The following is a 14,860-nucleotide window of genomic DNA, read 5'->3' as shown; positions in this document are numbered from 1 at the left end:
AGAGGCATTGGGCAGTAATGATAACAAAATTACCGAGACGGCTGTTCCTATCTGGTGCGGTCGCGACATTCTTGGCCGGATGCGCCAACAAATTCAGGTCGTACACTGGCCCTGGCGTGACACGCCTGCGCCTCTACAAATCTCAACGACTGCTCGTTCTCGATGGAGCGCAGGGCGTGCTGCGCTCTTACCCGGTCGGGCTTGGTTTTGCCCCGGAAGGGCACAAGCAATTCGAGGGCGACGGACGCACGCCCGAAGGAACCTATACCATCGACCGCCGAAATCCCGAGAGCCTGTTTCATCTCTCAATTGGCATTTCGTACCCGAATGCGGCCGACCGCGCTTTTGCGGCAGCTCAGGGCCAGTCTCCAGGGGGTGATATCTTTATCCACGGTGGCCCGAGGCGGGGGATCGATCCAACGAATAAGCAGGACTGGACCGCCGGATGTATTGCGGTCAGTGATCGGCAAATTGAAGAGATTTATGCCATGGTGCGCGATGGCACGCCCATCGACATTTATGCCTGACGACGTGCGTCCCACACCGGATACAACAAAAGTACGCCAACGCCACATACGACAAAAACATCGGCCAAGTTGAAGGCTGGCCAAGACAGGCCAGCGATGTGGAAGCTCAGAAAGTCGGTAACAGCTTGAAAACGAGCGCGATCTACGACGTTACCGAGAGCGCCGCCAATGATCGCACCAAGCGCGACAGCTTCAATGTGATTGTCGCTGCGAAAAAGCAGCACACCGAGAACGGCACATATCAAAAGCGCCAATGCCGACAGTCCCCACCAAGGCATGCCCCCGAACATCCCGAAGCTAACCCCATCATTTTGAACATACACAAGGTCGAATATGGGTAAGATTTGAATGCCGGTGGCAAACGAGGATGCGTTGTCCATGACAAAGAACTTCGTGACTTGATCCACGAAAAGAGCGATCAACACGGTAGTCAGGCCGGGAAGGATGAATATCTTCATCGTTTTTTATCCGAGCCAGACGTCCAAAAACAGCATGATGACCAAGCCGATCGCAAGGCCAAGTGTTGCCTTGTTCTGATGACCGCTTCGGTGGGTTTCAGGAATGATCTCGTGACTGATAACGTAGAGCATCGCACCTGCGGCAAACGCCAAACCCCAAGGAAGAAGCGGTTCGGAGATCGTGATGATCCCCGCACCCAAAAGTCCCCCAATGGGTTCAACCATGCCAGTTAATGCGGCGATCCCCCAAGCCCGGACTTTCGAATACCCTTCGCCGAGCAGTGACACCGCGACGGCCAGACCTTCGGGCGCGTTCTGCAGTCCGATCCCGATCGCAAGCGGCATACCACCTGATACACCGTCCGCGCCAAAGCCGACGCCAACAGCGAGCCCTTCGGGAAAATTGTGGATCGTGATGGCGATAATGAACAACCACACCCGTCGAAGGGATGCTGCCTCCGGCCCTTCGCGACCTGTGCTGAAATGCTCATGCGGGAGTTTCTCGTTCATGAGTGCCACGGCGCCCATCCCGAGGAGGATCGCAATACACACAATAGCTGCCGGTGCGGCCTCGTTCACATACCGTAGTTCAGCAGCATCAAGTGCCGGTATAATCAAGGAAAAGAACGATGCCGCCAGCATCACGCCTGCTGCGAAACCAAGTGAGAGGTCTCGGGTAGCGCGAGACGGCACGCGACCAAAAAGCACGGGTATTGCGCCAATGGCGGTCATTGAACCTGCGGCAAGACTACCCAGAAATCCGAGCATGATAGGGGAGAGAGTGTCCAATTTTATATCTTTCGTTGTAAATCTCTTCAGTCGCCAGAATAGCTTGAGAAGACTTCTGTCGACCCGTCGTTGTTGATGAGAAACACGTCGTAGGCCTCACGCCAGCGGCTCTGATCCATACCAGGCGAGCCAAGCGGCATCCCTGGCACCGCGAGGCCGACAGCGTCCGGTCTTTCGCTGAGCAACCTGCGAATATCACCCGCTGGGACATGGCCTTCGATCACATATCCGTCGATGAGCCCCGTGTGACAGGACACCATACGTTGCGGAACGCCATTGTCGAGTTTGAAGCGGACAAAAAGGCCTGCAAACATATCCTCACCTGTGGGTTCAAAGCCGTTTTCTTCGAGGTGTTTCATCCAGGCTAGGCAGCAACCGCAACCATTCGTCTTAATAACTTCAATTGGGGTCGTTTGGGCGATCGCTTGCCCAGCCAAGGAGAGCGTGAGCAAGGCGGAGAGTAAGTGTTTTTTCATTATCTAAAGACTTTCTGACATCGTTTGAGCGACATCCTGATCAAGTAAACCAGTAAACTGTGCCCGGCTCTCATGAAGACGTGCTACAATGTCTGGATTGGTTCCTTCTGCTCTTGCCGCTTCGGCAAGCCGTTCTTCCGACATTGGATCTGTGGGTCGACCATCCACCCGCACTTCATAATGCAGATTTGGACCTGTTGCAGTTCCTGTCGCACCAACGCGACCGATCGTCTCGCCCGCTGTAACCCTTTCTCCGACCGAAAGACCGTCGGGCACAGAACTCAGGTGCGCATAGCGGGTCATAGTATCCGAGCCATGCGCGATCTCGACCACGCGTCCATAGCCGCCGCGTCGACCAACAAAGGAAATAGTTCCAGGTGCGGTGGCATAAACGGGCGTCCCATGCGGAGCTGCAAAATCGACCCCTGTATGCATGCGCACATCTCCATAAATCGGATGTCTGCGGTTGCCATACACGGAACTCAACCGCGCTCCCTTCACAGGCTGCGCGAACACGCGCAACACTTCTCCATCGACAAAAATTGTCGCGTTGCCAGAGTTGTCGTCCGGCCACACGATCTCATAGCGGGTTTCGTCGATGGTCAGCGCTGCGAAGGACAGGTGAGGTTGTCCGATAATCTGGTCGCCGAGCCTGGCTTCACGCCACATCAATTGCAACGGTTCGTCGCCTTTCAAATCACGCCGGAAGTCAACGGTCCCTCCCAACATCTCAGCCAAGTCTACGGCAAACCGAGCGGGAACATCTGCCGATGCAAGAGTTGCCGAAATCGAGTTTTGCACCGTCGTATCTGCCGCCCGCAGCACCAGATCAGGCTCAGGCAATATTCTCCGAGTGGCAGTCTCATCTGTGAAAACCGCTTCGATTTGGACGCCTTCGTCAACAGACAATACGGCTCGATTAAGCGATCCGGAAACGGAAGTTTCAATTTCGATGCCATATCCGGGTCTAAGCTTGCGCAGGTCATATTCTGCCGCCATGGCCAAAGCTACTTCGGCGCGATCGCCAGCAGAAAGGCCCGCCGCAGACAGCAATGCATCTAAGGTTTCACCTGAGGACAAGGTGCCCGACCAGGTTACCACTGGCGAGGACATTTCCCAAAACGCTCCGTCGTAAGCTAGAGGCTCCGGCGGCTCTGAGGACCAAATGACTTTGTCAGCTGCCGCAATCGTGCTCCAAGAGGGTGACTCTGTTTGAAGCGACATAGATGGTTGTTGCAAGGGAACGGGCTGCCAATTCGACGCCGCAGCAAGTGCGTCGGGTGCCCGGGACATTCCCCAGTTGGCCTGTGATGCCAAGACTAGCGTTAGGACTAAAGAAGCGCCTAAGACACCAAATGCAGGATACCTCAACTTCATGATGTTTCTTCTTCTATTGTCAGGACGCGGCGGATTTTTGGCACCGCAAATTCCCGTTGTTCATGGTAGTCTATTGTGCCGGAAAACTGCCCCTCAGCATCAAAGAGAAAGACGCTTGCCGTATGGTTCATCGTATAGTCGCCGTCCGTAGCGACCTTCTCATAGCGCGCACGGAAGCCAGCGGCAGCGCGCGCTGTCTCTTCAAGCGTCCCGTTCCAGCCTTGGATAGCAGGGTGAAAATAATTGACATATTCCGCCATGGCGTCCACGGTATCGCGCTCCGGATCGACCGTGATGAACACGACGTTCATGTCCGCAACATCATCTCCAAGGTCGTCAAGCCAGCCAGAAATATCCGACAATGTGGTTGGGCAAACATCGGGGCAGTATGTGAAGCCAAAAAACACCATGGATGGATTGCCCAGAAGCGACGCGGGTCCGACGGTTGCACCGCCTTGATCGGTCATCTGAAAGTCCATCTGGGTGAGCGGCAAGGGTCGCTGAACTACAGGTTCAGACGCGCCAGGACCGTCCACCCGCCACCAGCCGATAAATAGCGTGAGCGCAAGCGCCCCGCTTATTGCGGCACCATAAGTGAAAAAGGTTCTTCGGTTCATCAGCCCTCAGGCCCACGCGCGGCAATGCCAAGAATGGGAACGTCAACAGTCAGTGTCCCGCCATCTGCAAAGTTCAGTGTCAGCGGAAAGGTCTCTCCTTCGACCATCTTGGTTTGCAACCGCATCAACATGGCATGCATGCCGCCCGGTTCCAGCGAAACACTCTCGCCCGGAGAAATGATGATTTCACCGACAGGGCCCATGGAACTGACACCATTTGAATCAGTCGTGGTTTCGTGGATGTCCGGCATCATGGCCAATGGGGTTTCCAGCCCGACCAATGTCACCGGGTCAGTGCCCGTGTTGCGCAGGGTCATGTAGGCTACGCCCGGACGGTTGGTACCGATAGACGCGCGGGCCCATGCGTTTTCGACCACCATGTCTTCCGAACCGGCTAATGACGTTGCGGGTAGCCCGATCAAGATACTGAATGCGATGGCAGTGAAGGTTGATGATTTCATGAGGTTTTTCCTAAGAGTCTTCTGTTCAAGATCCACTTGCCGAGACTTCCGCTGCAACGAGTGCGCGGAGTTCATCAGCGCCGAAGGGATCAAGGGGTTTACCATTTACGAAGAAGGTGGGGGTGCCTCGCACGCCAACCGCCTCCACATCAGCGCGATCTTGATTGAGAACGCCAACTGTTTGAGGAGCCATCATCTGCGTTTGCGCGCTTTCCGCGTCAAGACCAGCCTGTTCAGCAATCGCAAGGATTAATCCGGGCGCGGGGGCACCATGGGAGGCCCAACGGGGTTGGTACTCAAGGAGTGCTTCGAGAACCGGCTCAAAAACGCCCTGCATGCGTGCCGCTTCGAGCACACGAATGGCCTGTTCTGAAGCTTCTCCGTGGAAGGGAGTATATCTCAGCACAACGCGTACTTCGCCGTCATGCTCGGCCAGTATGTCCTTCACAATCGGATGGAAGGCGCGGCAGGCTTCGCAAGCCGGATCGAAGAACTCGACTATAGTCACAGGGGCTTCTTCCGGACCAATGATTGGAGAGTAGGACCGGATTAGTGTTTCCGCGATTTCCGGCTGGACTAGCTCAACCTGAACCACCGAGGCCGAGCGCGACTGAAACCAAACGGCGGCCGCAAAGACTGCAAGACCGACGAGAAGGACCGATAGAACGATCGATTTGTTTTTCATGTGCGTGGTTCCTTCAGGGAGAAAATGGACAGGACCGCGATCAACCCGAAGGCGATCAGCGACAAGAGCGGGATTGGGACGCCGAGGAAGACCTGATTGTCATCGGTGCAAGACGGGCCGGTCGCAGTGCAGGGCTGAATGCGCTCCGGCAGAATTCCAGCGTAGAGGCCCAGATGCCAAAGTGCGATGGCGGCCCCACCAAGGGCGAGTGCAATACCGTAGCGGCCGACCCGATGATCTTCCCACCAGAGACCAAGGCCAAGAACGATGGCTAGCGGAAACATGAAAGCGCGCTGAAGCCAGCACAGATTGCAAGGAGCCTGCCCCAGAACCTCACCGATATAGAGCACGGCCAGGGAACTCCCCAAAGCGACGATCCACGCGGCGGTCAAAGCCGTCTCTTTTGACATCAATCGGCTCATATCGACATCCGCGCCTTAAGGTCAGAAAGAATTTCTTCAGCTGATGTGCCATATGTCCAAGCCCCGACATATCCGCCTTGGGGATCAAAGAGGAACAGCTGAGAGGAATGCCCCATCGTGTACCCATTGGGCGAAGCCGCCTCTTCGATCTTCTCGTAATATACACGGAAGGTTTCGGACGTTCGCTTGATCTGATCCGCTGTACCGGTGAGACCGATGATATTGGCATCAAAGGCCGGGACAAACCCTGCCAGTTGTTCGGGCGTATCACGTTCCGGATCAATCGAAATGAAAAGAGGCTGGACTTGGGCCGCGTTAGAGCCGAGCCCATCCATGACGGCGGCAACCTCGGCCAAGGTCGTGGGGCAGACATCAGGGCAATTCGCAAAGCCGAAGAACACGAGCATCCAGCGCCCTGCGAAGTCTTCGTCCGTCTGCACCTTGCCTTGGTGATCGGTCAGTTCGAAATCCGCCCGGAACGCAGGATCATCAGCCCGCGGTTCGCTTCTGGTAGAAACCTGCAGCCAAATGAACCCAACAATCGCGATTGTGACGAGTCCCCAAAGCATTTTTTGTAACGTAGAAAATCTCATTGGTCGTATTACGCCCGATTCCGCCCATTTTTACAGCGGTCTAAATGTTCTAGCTGCTAGAGGTTCAAGCTATTTCTTGGCTAAGAAGCAGCCCTTCACGGACCTGTGATTACAGTGCTCGCTTGCGCATGCCAATAGCTATAGCTACCAACACTATAGATATGGAGGTTGCATGCTGACAATTGGAAGCTTGGGAAAGAAGACCGGAACAAAAGTCCAAACCATTCGATACTATGAACAGATCGGCCTGATGCCCGAACCGGGTCGCACTGAAGGCGGGCAGCGGCGTTACGGTTACGCCGAAGTCGATCGCTTGTCCTTTATTCGACACGCGCGCCAGTTGGGATTTCCGCTGGAGGCGATCCGCGAGCTACTTGATCTTAGCGACAATCCGGATCGATCTTGCCATGAGGCCGACTCCATCGCTCGTCGACAACTCAAACAGGTCGAATTGCGGATGGATCGCTTGAAAGCGCTGCGCACAGAGCTGAAACGGATGATCCACGAATGCAGCGGAGGCAATACGGCCGACTGTAAGGTTCTCGAAGTTCTACGCGATCATTCTGAGTGCCTGACCAACCACGATGAGATTGGAGCCTAGTAATGCCAGCACTGGCCGCTTACCCACTCGCCGCATTGGCCGAAATTGCCGGTTGCTTCGCGATCTGGACCTGGTGGCGGCTCGGGGCAACCCCATTTTGGATACTCCCGGGAGGATGCGCCTTGTTAGCGTTTGGTTGGTTGCTGGCGCAGGTCGATACCACCGTCGCGGGGCGAGCATTTGCGGCTTATGGCGGGGTGTATATCGCAGCATCAGTTACGTGGATGTGGCTGGTTGAGGGCCAGCGGCCTGACCGGTGGGATGCAATGGGGGCGGCTGTCTGCCTCTTTGGCGCTGCCGTCATTCTCCTAGGTCCACGCAGCGCTTAAAGTTAAGCCTTGAACCTATAGTCACTGTAGCAATTATACCTTACTCAAAGACGATTCGAGGAGATGTATGATGAGCGCAGAAGACCGGCTGTTAGCAGCCACCCCAATCCTGAATTTCGGCCATCCGTCGATTGAGCAGTTGGTTGCGGAAAGAGGGTGGAAAGCTCTTGCGACCCATGACCGTATTGGCGCGGTCTACGATTTCGTACGCAATGAAATTGCCTTTGGGTATAACCGCGCAGACGATATCCCGGCCGCCGATGTCCTCACGGACGGTTTTGGCCAGTGCAATACCAAGGGCACGTTACTTATGGCCTTGTTGCGCGCGGTAGGTGTGCGGTGCCGCCTGCATGGATTCACGATCCACAAAGAGCTGCAACGGGGTGTTGTGCCAGAGCTCGTCTATCCTCTTGCCCCCAATGAGATCGTCCACTCTTGGGTTGAGGTAGAGACGGAGACGGGTTGGGCGAACCTAGAAGGGTTCATTCTGGACTCAGAGTTTCTTTCGGCGCTCCAATCCACATTTACCGATTCACCGAGCCTCTGCGGTTACGGGGCAGGAACCGACTGCCTGCAGGCTCCACCTGTGGAGTGGACGGGCGGCGATACCTACATCCAAGAGACCGGCATCGCTCAGGACTTTGGTGTTTTCGACGCACCAGACGAATTCTACGCCACTCATCAGCAGGCGTTCAGCTTCGTAAAGGGCATATTGTATCGCCATATCATCCGCCATTGGATGAACGCCCGCGTGCGCCGGATCAGATCGGGCAATGTTCCGCAAATTCCCGGCTTGTCTTTACCAAATCATAAGCACAAGGAATCCCGTCATGCCTCATGATCACGGTCACGCGCATATTGATCCGGCTTCCGGGGATCGCCGTGTTTCCATCGCAATCTGGGCCAACGCTCTTCTAACTGTTGCGCAGATCGTCGGTGGGATCTTATCCGGCAGTCTGGCGCTCATCGCGGATGCTCTGCACAATTTCTCCGACATGGCATCCTTGGTGATTGCCTTTGCGGCGCGAAAGATCGCCAGACGCCCGGCAGATGCTCGCATGACATTCGGCTATGGTCGTATCGAAGTTGTGGCTGCCTTGATCAACTACACCACCCTCATCCTCGTTGGTGTCTATCTCATCTACGAAGGCGGAATGCGTATGATCGAACCAACCGAAGTGGCCGGTTGGACCGTGGTGATCTTGGGCTCGGTGGCGCTGGTCGTCGACACTTTGACGGCGCTGCTGACGTATTCGATGCAAAAGGGCAGCGTGAACATCCGGGCGCTTTTCCTGCACAACCTGTCGGACGCGTTGGCCTCTGTTGCCGTAATTATCGGCGGCTCGCTCATCCTGCTCTATAACATGTGGTGGGTCGATCCGGCGATCACGATCGGTATCGCGGTCTATATCCTTTACCTGGCCACCACCGAGATCGGCAAACCCATCCGCATCCTGATGCTTGGTAGCCCGCCCGACGTCGACAATGATGCTGTTGTTGCTGCAATCAGGGACGTCGATGGTGTGCATGATGTCCACCACGTTCATCTGTGGCAGATGCAAGAGAATGAGGCGGCGCTAGATTGCCATGTCGTGACCGCTGATGGCGCATTCGGCGAAGGGATCAAAGAGGCAGTGAAAGCGCGCCTCGCCGAAGAGTTCGGCATCCGGCACTCTACTCTCGAATTGGAGGATCTGGGGAATGCACACGATGGAGCGCTGCTCTATGGGCATGCGGAGACCAGATATTGATAGAAGTCATCTTGATTTACTTAGGTCTGGGAATTGCTGCGGTGACACTTGCTTCGATCCTTTGGTCAATCGCTTTCCCCGAGCGTCGTATCTGGCCACCCAAGCGCTACACGTCGATCACACCAATTCTGGTCTGGGTGCCAACGTTTTCTTTATTTGGCATTCTGATCATGCTTGGCGTCTCGGGCTGGGGTGATCTGGCGTTTCCCACCTGGCTTCGTTTCGGGGTCGGGATACCGCTCATTGTGTTCGGCAATGTTGTCGTCTGGTCTGAAGTCGCTCATTTCGGGGTTCCGCAAACGGGCGGCGCGAAAGGTACGCTGAGGACCGCTGGCATGTATCGTTACTCTCGCAATCCTCAGTACTTGGCCGATATCGCGATTGTTGGTGGATGGATGATACTTTCTGCAGCACCATCAACGCTCATTATTGGAACGGCTTCGATCTTGGTTTTGGTAGCTGCGCCATTCGCGGAAGAACCGTGGCTCAAGAAGCAATACGGGTCTGATTTTGAAAAGTATATGGCGTCGACCCGTCGTTTTATCTGAGCCGCCTCGCTAAAAGGCTTTTCGGAGGTTCGTTGACCCTTCAGCTGCGCGAGGCCTGAATCGCCCCTAGGCGCGGCAGGACTTGCCTTCTTGGATTGGTGGACATGGAACCGTTGCGTAAGAACAGTAGACGCAGCAGTCCCCTTTACCCGGGGCGGGATATCCGCCCCGGCACCGCAGTCATTCGGTGACTGGATCATCATCGCGACGCGCGAAGGCGACCATTTCGACGTCGGGGAACATGCTGTGTTTGACGTTGATCGAAGTGATGTTGCCGCTGTCGTCGGTGTTGACGAAGAGGACGCCGCAGCGGTCCCAGAAGTTCTTGCCGTTTTTTTCGCCGGATTTGACGTTTAGTTTCAGAGTTTGAGTAGCCATTTTTGATCCTCACTTTGAGTGTTTCGATGAACATGACCAAAGCTGGCATCAAGGGACTGTCAGCGAGAAACTTGCCTCGCGAGGAATGCGCTGGCGCAGGGGAATTTTCTTGTTGAAGTGGGGTTTGTCCCGCGTCTGGCACGGCTGCCCGCTTATGTTCAGCAATCAGAAACACGGCGTTGATGATCTGAGTTTGGCCATCAATCTCTGGGCTTTCCCGCCAAAGCTGGCCTGGAACGCTGCAACTCGTGTACTGGACCTGCAGATTGCTCGCAGTAAATATGATCTACCGACCATAAACCGGAAAAATGATCTGCGGATCATACGGCATGAAAGGCAATCGCCCGACGTCGCACGCCAGCAGCAATGGCTTCCGCCAATGGCTGTGGAAACCCATCCGGCAGTTCTTCTAGTGCCTTGTCCAAGGCGGGTTCAAGCTCCGTCGCGATGTCCGACACGACCTCTTCCGCCAGCGCCACACCAAAGCCAGCCGCCTTTGCAGCCTGTAGGAAATGGCGAGGTACCACCTCATTGATCCGATAGTGACCGTCGACCGCCATCGCGAGGCGCATCCGGTTCTGGCGGATTTGACCGTCATCCACGGCTTTCTGAGCGCTCAGCACATCGTAGAGCGGGGTCATGCGGAACCCGCTAGGGCGCAATGCGATGCTGAAATTCTTAGCGTGCCCGTCTGTCGCCCCTAAAAGCCAAAACAGCACTTGCGCGCGGAAGAACACGCGCTGATCCGCCTCGGGGTCATCACTGCCGGTTAGCAGTCCGATGCCTTGAGTGATCCCCGGTCCGCCATCCATTTGATATTTTTGGCTGGGTGGGACTGAGAGCGCCTGACAAAAATCCTCCTGCGGGAGGCGGATCAAGCGGCCATCTTTGGTCCAGCGCCGATCAAACCGCGTCACGACAAGGCTTCGTACGTCTTCGAAGTCAGTAATTTCGACCTCTGCTACATCCAAACCCATGGCGCGACAGAAACTCATGCAGAAAAACTCGTTCTCAACACTGTCAGACAAATCAATCCCCGCTGGTAAAACACCTAGCTGGGTCTTGAAGATATGGGTCGTAGGAGTGAGCCCCGATGGACGGATCCACGCGCCCTCGTGGCGCAGCAGCGCTGTTTTCTCCTGCGCCCCGGCGATAGAAATGCGGAAGTCGTCTTCCTCATCCAAGCCTAGCGGAGCGCTTGCGAGGTTGCGTAACATATCCGCAATCTGTGCCTGAGATACGGGCTCTCCCTCGAGCACGGCAAACTCTGGAATCTCACCTGAGACGAATTGCAAGGCCCCCACGCAATCGCGCCCGATTTTCTCCAGCATGTGCCACGCGTCCGTGCCGCCTGCGCGCACCCGAGCGGCAACGCGCTCGCGTATCGCCTGATTGTCCGGCAGCAGGTTTTCTAGGTAGGCAATGACAGGGCCACCCTGGTGCGCCCCTTCGCGCAAAGGCAGTGACTGCGAGATGGGCATGGCGTGTTCCCAGGACAGCCAGTCGTGATCGTAGGTTAAGCTGATCGCGCCTGAACCAGCGAGACGCAAAGCCCCCACCAACCGTCCGTTCAGAAGCACTTGCATCGTGCCGCTACGCCCGTGTTTGGCCATCAGAAGATATCCTCAATCTCAAGCGAGCCACCACGCTCCACCAATCGGAACTCAAGCCCAAGTGCCGCCATGACAGCGAGCACCGTGGCGAGCTTCGCTCCCGCGTCGCCATTCTCGAGCGACGAAATCGTCGCGACGCGCAAATTCGTGCGCGCGCTGATATCGCTTTGGGTCCAGCCGCGCGCCTTTCGCGTCCGGCGAAGTGCCTCGCCGATCTGCTCGGCCGTGCGTGCTGTGAGGTCCATGATGCGGCTCCTTTTACGGAGTAGCGTAAATCAAAGTAAATTACGCCGCAACGTAAATATTTTATTTTTACGCCACAGCGTAACATGCGAGCTACACTCACGACTGCAGCCCCGCAGCGCAGACCTGCTCGGGCGTCACCAGCTTTGACGCAATCAAATCCTCGATCTGCCGGTTCGTGATATGGCGGCACAGGGGATGGCGCTCGTGAATCCACTCGGCGAGGCTCGCACGGCCTTTGGCTTCGGCCTCTCGCGCCTTCTCGCGGTCGGCCTGCACCTGGGCAAGCCCTTTCTCCCACCGTCGCATCTTGAACCAGTTGTCCGAGAAACAGACCTTGCTGCGCGTGTAGCCTTCGCTTTCCTTGGCATAGGCGAAACAGCACGTCGCCCACGGCCACACGCTGGCCAGCAGCATAAACGATCTCCGAAATCGCCCCGCCGACGCGGGGACGGATATCGACCTGCTCAAAGGCCACAGCCCGCCCCGGTACTGTGGTCGAAAATGGCACCTGTTGCCGTTCAAGCGTCACAACCCCCACAACCGTTTCACGATTGCCCTGCATAACGGGCTGCGCCGAGACCGGCCAAACCGCCGCCATGCCGCACATCAGGCTAAACGCGAAAAGCAAAACACAAGCGGCTCGCTGCGGGGATCGGACAACGGGAAATTCGGACATAGGATTCCTTCGTATTGAGGGCGCATTGAAGGCGGGCTGCGGATATTTTATTTTATACGCAGCTCCCGTGCCATTCTGTCGAAATTTTCATGCAGCGCACCTGTGCGGGCAACGGCCAGCAAGTGCCGACACCATCATCTTGGGTCACATCCGAACGAATAAACGGCATGTATATTCGGCAGGCAACGAAATAGCGACGTGCACAAGAAACGATCACCGTGCGTCATGCTCTGGTGCCATGCCTTAAAATGATCCGTGCTATTGGGGATGAAGGCCCAGCCCCCAACGGCCCCCAAATGGCATTTCATGCCCCATCAGAGAACATCGGAGTTCTCCTGTATTCTGGGCCTGATCAATTGAAGCCTGTTAGCTCAACAAAACAAAAAGGCACCATCTCGGGAGGTGAGATGGTGCCTTGTTCTGCGTCCACGCTGCGGGAGGAGGTGCAGCGTAGAACCATGATCAGACCCCCAGGGAGGAGGAGAGGAGGCCCAACCTTTGAAAAGAAGCTACTGCAAATGCTGCGCTGCAACAAGAAGTTTTGCTGCAATGCAGCTATGCACATTTTGCAAGGCTACATTCTTGCGCAAACCGTCACTCAGCGCTGTCCGTTCGTCCGAAATCGAACCGGATTTTATCGGGCCGTTCGGCGCCTGCGGGATGATCTCGAATTCATTACTTTTGACTTTGTATGCCCGATAGCAAGAAATTCATCATCAGAAGTGACGCTGGCTCGCCAATTTTTTCGGCATCGGATTTGGTGTTTTTTACATTTAAAACATGGGATTAGAATGCAATATGCCATTCGCCAGACGTCATTCGCATTGCCCGAGCGTATGTGACCGCCCTCTGCGATTGCCTGGTAAGGACGTTAAGAAACTGGGCTCGATTGCCTTCTTGCCAACCGCAACGCCGCATCCGCCCCGGTCACATGCGGATACGTCACCGGCTTTGCAAGGGAGACGCCAATAGTGCTAACTTCGGTCACGGATGCTGCTGTTTTGCAGTGGCATTCTAAAAAATCTCTTTGGCACATTGCGATGCCATCAGGCGGGGGCATCCACGCCGTCACTGACAATCAATTCGGCCAATGCAGGTGGGGCCGCGCAAGATATATGACAATCAACGCGACTCGGAGGCAGCGTGGAGAATTCTGATAAAGTCGTTCGGACTAGACGTAAGACACAGCGAATCAAAGACTCGCCTCTTACAGAACAGGATTGGGTTGATACCGCGATTCAGATTCTGGTTGATGAAAATGTCCGCGGCATCAAGATTGATACGCTATGCAAAATGCTTGGCGTAACCAAAGGCAGTTTTTACTGGCACTTTAGCTCGCGCAGCGACCTGTTGGGCGCAATGCTGGCGCATTGGCGCAAACGGATGACCCTGAATGTTATTAGAGCCATCTCAAAATCCGGAGTAGACCCACGCGAGCGGCTGAAAAATGTCTTCGCACTGCCGAGACGGGAAAATTCACCGGGCTTTGCGCAGGTCGAAAGCTCGATTCGGGATTGGGCACGACGCGTAGAGATCCCACGCAAAGCGGTGCAAGAGGTGGACGAGATCCGCTTTGAATATATCTCCAAGCTCTTTCGGGACATGGGATTCGAGAAGGAAGAGGCCAAAAGACGGGCCTATTTTGCTTACTGTCTGGTTATGGGCGATTCCGTTTTGCATCGGACAGTCGATTCCATGAGCCAGGACGAGTTTTTCGATAAGGTTCTGAAACTCGTCACCTCTCGCGATATTGATTAACCCCGTGTGCGTTTGGCGCGTCTAGGCCCGGCGCGCGCCAACCATCGTAAAGGCCACTGTTGTCGGAGTATCACCGGGGTTCGACCAACCATGGCGGGTGCCATTTTGGACAACAATATCCCCCGCGCTTAGCGCAACGGTCTGTTCATCGTCCAATTTCAACACCAAAGCACCTTCCAAGATCACACCGAAATCTATCGTGTCAGTGGTATGCATACCGTTTTCTTCGAACTTCTCGGCCAGCCCCGGCAGTTTAGACAGCATCTCGGCCCCGAATTTGGCGGGGTCAAATCCCTCGGGCATGGGGGTGCGATCGGGCGGATAGGTCACGATCATCAAGTTCACCTCTCCGGCCGCGGGCAAGACCGACGCGCGGGCCGAAGCATCGAAATCACCCGTCAACGGGATGCTGCAAGTTTCGCCCGTTGACCACACCAACACCGCCGAAAACGCAGGCATGGTATCGAAATACCCCGTTGGGCGATCAAAGCTTTTGGCGACAACGGACGCGCCATTTTCGTGACCTGTCACAACAATCTTTGGCATGTTTTCCTC

The 14,860-nt window shown here is 55.6% G+C and carries 22 protein-coding genes; 8 read left to right on the top strand and 14 right to left on the bottom strand.

Annotated features, from left to right (window positions below; all coding sequences use genetic code 11):
* Positions 1-17 precede the first annotated feature (17 nt).
* Complete coding sequence (locus ACP15O_RS01375; RefSeq protein ID WP_425094237.1) at positions 18-527, top strand: L,D-transpeptidase family protein; 510 nt, start codon at positions 18-20, stop codon at positions 525-527.
* Here the strand turns inward: ACP15O_RS01375 and lspA are convergent.
* From lspA to ACP15O_RS01330, 9 genes are read right to left on the bottom strand one after another with little or no spacing between them, the layout of a single operon-like run.
* Positions 518-985 (bottom strand): signal peptidase II, encoded by a 468-nt coding sequence (gene lspA, locus ACP15O_RS01370; protein ID WP_425094236.1) that lies wholly within the window; start codon positions 983-985, stop codon positions 518-520. The two genes, ACP15O_RS01375 and lspA, sit on opposite strands and share 10 nt — an antisense overlap.
* A gap of 6 nt (positions 986-991) precedes the next feature.
* Complete coding sequence (locus ACP15O_RS01365) at positions 992-1,774, bottom strand: ZIP family metal transporter (protein ID WP_025054192.1); 783 nt, start codon at positions 1,772-1,774, stop codon at positions 992-994.
* Between the two features lie 26 nt (positions 1,775-1,800).
* Positions 1,801-2,250 carry a DUF411 domain-containing protein gene (locus tag ACP15O_RS01360; protein ID WP_425094235.1) on the bottom strand — a complete coding sequence of 150 codons (450 nt, stop codon included), beginning with the start codon at positions 2,248-2,250 and terminating at the stop codon, positions 1,801-1,803.
* Positions 2,251-2,253: 3 nt separating this feature from the next.
* Positions 2,254-3,627, bottom strand: coding sequence for a M23 family metallopeptidase (locus tag ACP15O_RS01355; RefSeq protein WP_425094234.1), 1,374 nt, complete (start codon positions 3,625-3,627; stop codon positions 2,254-2,256).
* Positions 3,624-4,244 carry an SCO family protein gene (locus ACP15O_RS01350; protein ID WP_425094233.1) on the bottom strand — a complete coding sequence of 207 codons (621 nt, stop codon included), beginning with the start codon at positions 4,242-4,244 and terminating at the stop codon, positions 3,624-3,626. The genes ACP15O_RS01355 and ACP15O_RS01350 overlap by 4 nt, the downstream gene beginning before the upstream one ends.
* Complete coding sequence (locus ACP15O_RS01345; RefSeq protein ID WP_425094232.1) at positions 4,244-4,705, bottom strand: copper chaperone PCu(A)C; 462 nt, start codon at positions 4,703-4,705, stop codon at positions 4,244-4,246. Before ACP15O_RS01345 ends, ACP15O_RS01350 begins: the two co-directional genes overlap by 1 nt.
* 25 nt (positions 4,706-4,730) lie before the next feature.
* Complete coding sequence (locus ACP15O_RS01340) at positions 4,731-5,390, bottom strand: DsbA family protein (RefSeq protein ID WP_425094231.1); 660 nt, start codon at positions 5,388-5,390, stop codon at positions 4,731-4,733.
* Positions 5,387-5,812, bottom strand: coding sequence for a disulfide bond formation protein B (locus ACP15O_RS01335; protein ID WP_425094230.1), 426 nt, complete (start codon positions 5,810-5,812; stop codon positions 5,387-5,389). Before ACP15O_RS01335 ends, ACP15O_RS01340 begins: the two co-directional genes overlap by 4 nt.
* Entirely contained in the window at positions 5,809-6,405 is a 597-nt protein-coding gene (locus tag ACP15O_RS01330) for an SCO family protein (RefSeq protein WP_052377150.1), read from the bottom strand. The genes ACP15O_RS01335 and ACP15O_RS01330 overlap by 4 nt, the downstream gene beginning before the upstream one ends.
* Positions 6,406-6,577: 172 nt before the next feature.
* On the opposite strand from ACP15O_RS01330, the gene ACP15O_RS01325 reads away from it, so the two are divergent.
* From ACP15O_RS01325 to ACP15O_RS01305, 5 genes are all read left to right on the top strand, one after another.
* Positions 6,578-7,006: a MerR family transcriptional regulator gene (locus tag ACP15O_RS01325; protein WP_425094229.1), complete on the top strand. Its 429-nt coding sequence runs from the start codon at positions 6,578-6,580 to the stop codon at positions 7,004-7,006.
* Between the two features lie 2 nt (positions 7,007-7,008).
* Positions 7,009-7,335 (top strand): YnfA family protein, encoded by a 327-nt coding sequence (locus ACP15O_RS01320; RefSeq protein ID WP_425094228.1) that lies wholly within the window; start codon positions 7,009-7,011, stop codon positions 7,333-7,335.
* A 70-nt stretch (positions 7,336-7,405) separates the two neighbouring features.
* A complete protein-coding gene (locus ACP15O_RS01315; protein ID WP_425094227.1) occupies positions 7,406-8,176 on the top strand; it encodes a transglutaminase-like domain-containing protein in 771 nt (256 codons plus the stop codon).
* Complete coding sequence (locus ACP15O_RS01310; protein WP_425094226.1) at positions 8,166-9,086, top strand: cation diffusion facilitator family transporter; 921 nt, start codon at positions 8,166-8,168, stop codon at positions 9,084-9,086. The genes ACP15O_RS01315 and ACP15O_RS01310 overlap by 11 nt, the downstream gene beginning before the upstream one ends.
* Entirely contained in the window at positions 9,083-9,634 is a 552-nt protein-coding gene (locus ACP15O_RS01305; RefSeq protein ID WP_425094225.1) for a methyltransferase family protein, read from the top strand. The genes ACP15O_RS01310 and ACP15O_RS01305 overlap by 4 nt, the downstream gene beginning before the upstream one ends.
* Before the next feature lie 180 nt (positions 9,635-9,814).
* Here the strand turns inward: ACP15O_RS01305 and ACP15O_RS01300 are convergent, their stop codons facing one another.
* The 4 genes from ACP15O_RS01300 to ACP15O_RS01285 all read right to left on the bottom strand — a co-directional run bounded on the left by ACP15O_RS01300 (position 9,815) and on the right by ACP15O_RS01285 (position 12,285).
* On the bottom strand, positions 9,815-10,012 hold the full coding sequence (locus ACP15O_RS01300) for a hypothetical protein (protein ID WP_425094224.1): 198 nt from the start codon (positions 10,010-10,012) through the stop codon (positions 9,815-9,817).
* A 320-nt stretch (positions 10,013-10,332) separates the two neighbouring features.
* Entirely contained in the window at positions 10,333-11,625 is a 1,293-nt protein-coding gene (locus ACP15O_RS01295; protein WP_425094223.1) for a type II toxin-antitoxin system HipA family toxin, read from the bottom strand.
* Positions 11,625-11,870 (bottom strand): helix-turn-helix domain-containing protein, encoded by a 246-nt coding sequence (locus ACP15O_RS01290; protein ID WP_025059995.1) that lies wholly within the window; start codon positions 11,868-11,870, stop codon positions 11,625-11,627. Before ACP15O_RS01290 ends, ACP15O_RS01295 begins: the two co-directional genes overlap by 1 nt.
* A 97-nt stretch (positions 11,871-11,967) precedes the next feature.
* Positions 11,968-12,285: a hypothetical protein gene (locus ACP15O_RS01285; protein ID WP_425094222.1), complete on the bottom strand. Its 318-nt coding sequence runs from the start codon at positions 12,283-12,285 to the stop codon at positions 11,968-11,970.
* Between the two features lie 480 nt (positions 12,286-12,765).
* Between ACP15O_RS01285 and ACP15O_RS01280 the strand changes: the two genes are divergently transcribed.
* Both ACP15O_RS01280 and ACP15O_RS01275 read left to right on the top strand, forming a co-directional pair.
* Positions 12,766-13,389, top strand: coding sequence for a hypothetical protein (locus ACP15O_RS01280; RefSeq protein WP_425094221.1), 624 nt, complete (start codon positions 12,766-12,768; stop codon positions 13,387-13,389).
* A 301-nt stretch (positions 13,390-13,690) separates the two neighbouring features.
* The gene (locus ACP15O_RS01275) at positions 13,691-14,305 is read left to right on the top strand and encodes a TetR/AcrR family transcriptional regulator (RefSeq protein WP_425094220.1); all 615 of its coding nucleotides are present in this window, start codon (positions 13,691-13,693) and stop codon (positions 14,303-14,305) included.
* A gap of 21 nt (positions 14,306-14,326) precedes the next feature.
* Here ACP15O_RS01275 and ACP15O_RS01270 read toward each other — a convergent pair whose 3' ends face one another.
* Positions 14,327-14,851, bottom strand: a complete 525-nt coding sequence (locus ACP15O_RS01270) for a cupin domain-containing protein (RefSeq protein WP_425094219.1) — start codon at positions 14,849-14,851, stop codon at positions 14,327-14,329.
* Positions 14,852-14,860 lie beyond the last annotated feature (9 nt).

Origin of the sequence: Youngimonas ophiurae (nom. illeg.) (assembly GCF_049803795.1) — a bacterium.
Taxonomy (GTDB): Bacteria; Pseudomonadota; Alphaproteobacteria; order Rhodobacterales; family Rhodobacteraceae; genus Thalassobius.
The sequence above is the reverse complement of the archived record's forward strand: the minus strand, read 5'-3'. Positions and strand labels throughout refer to the sequence as shown.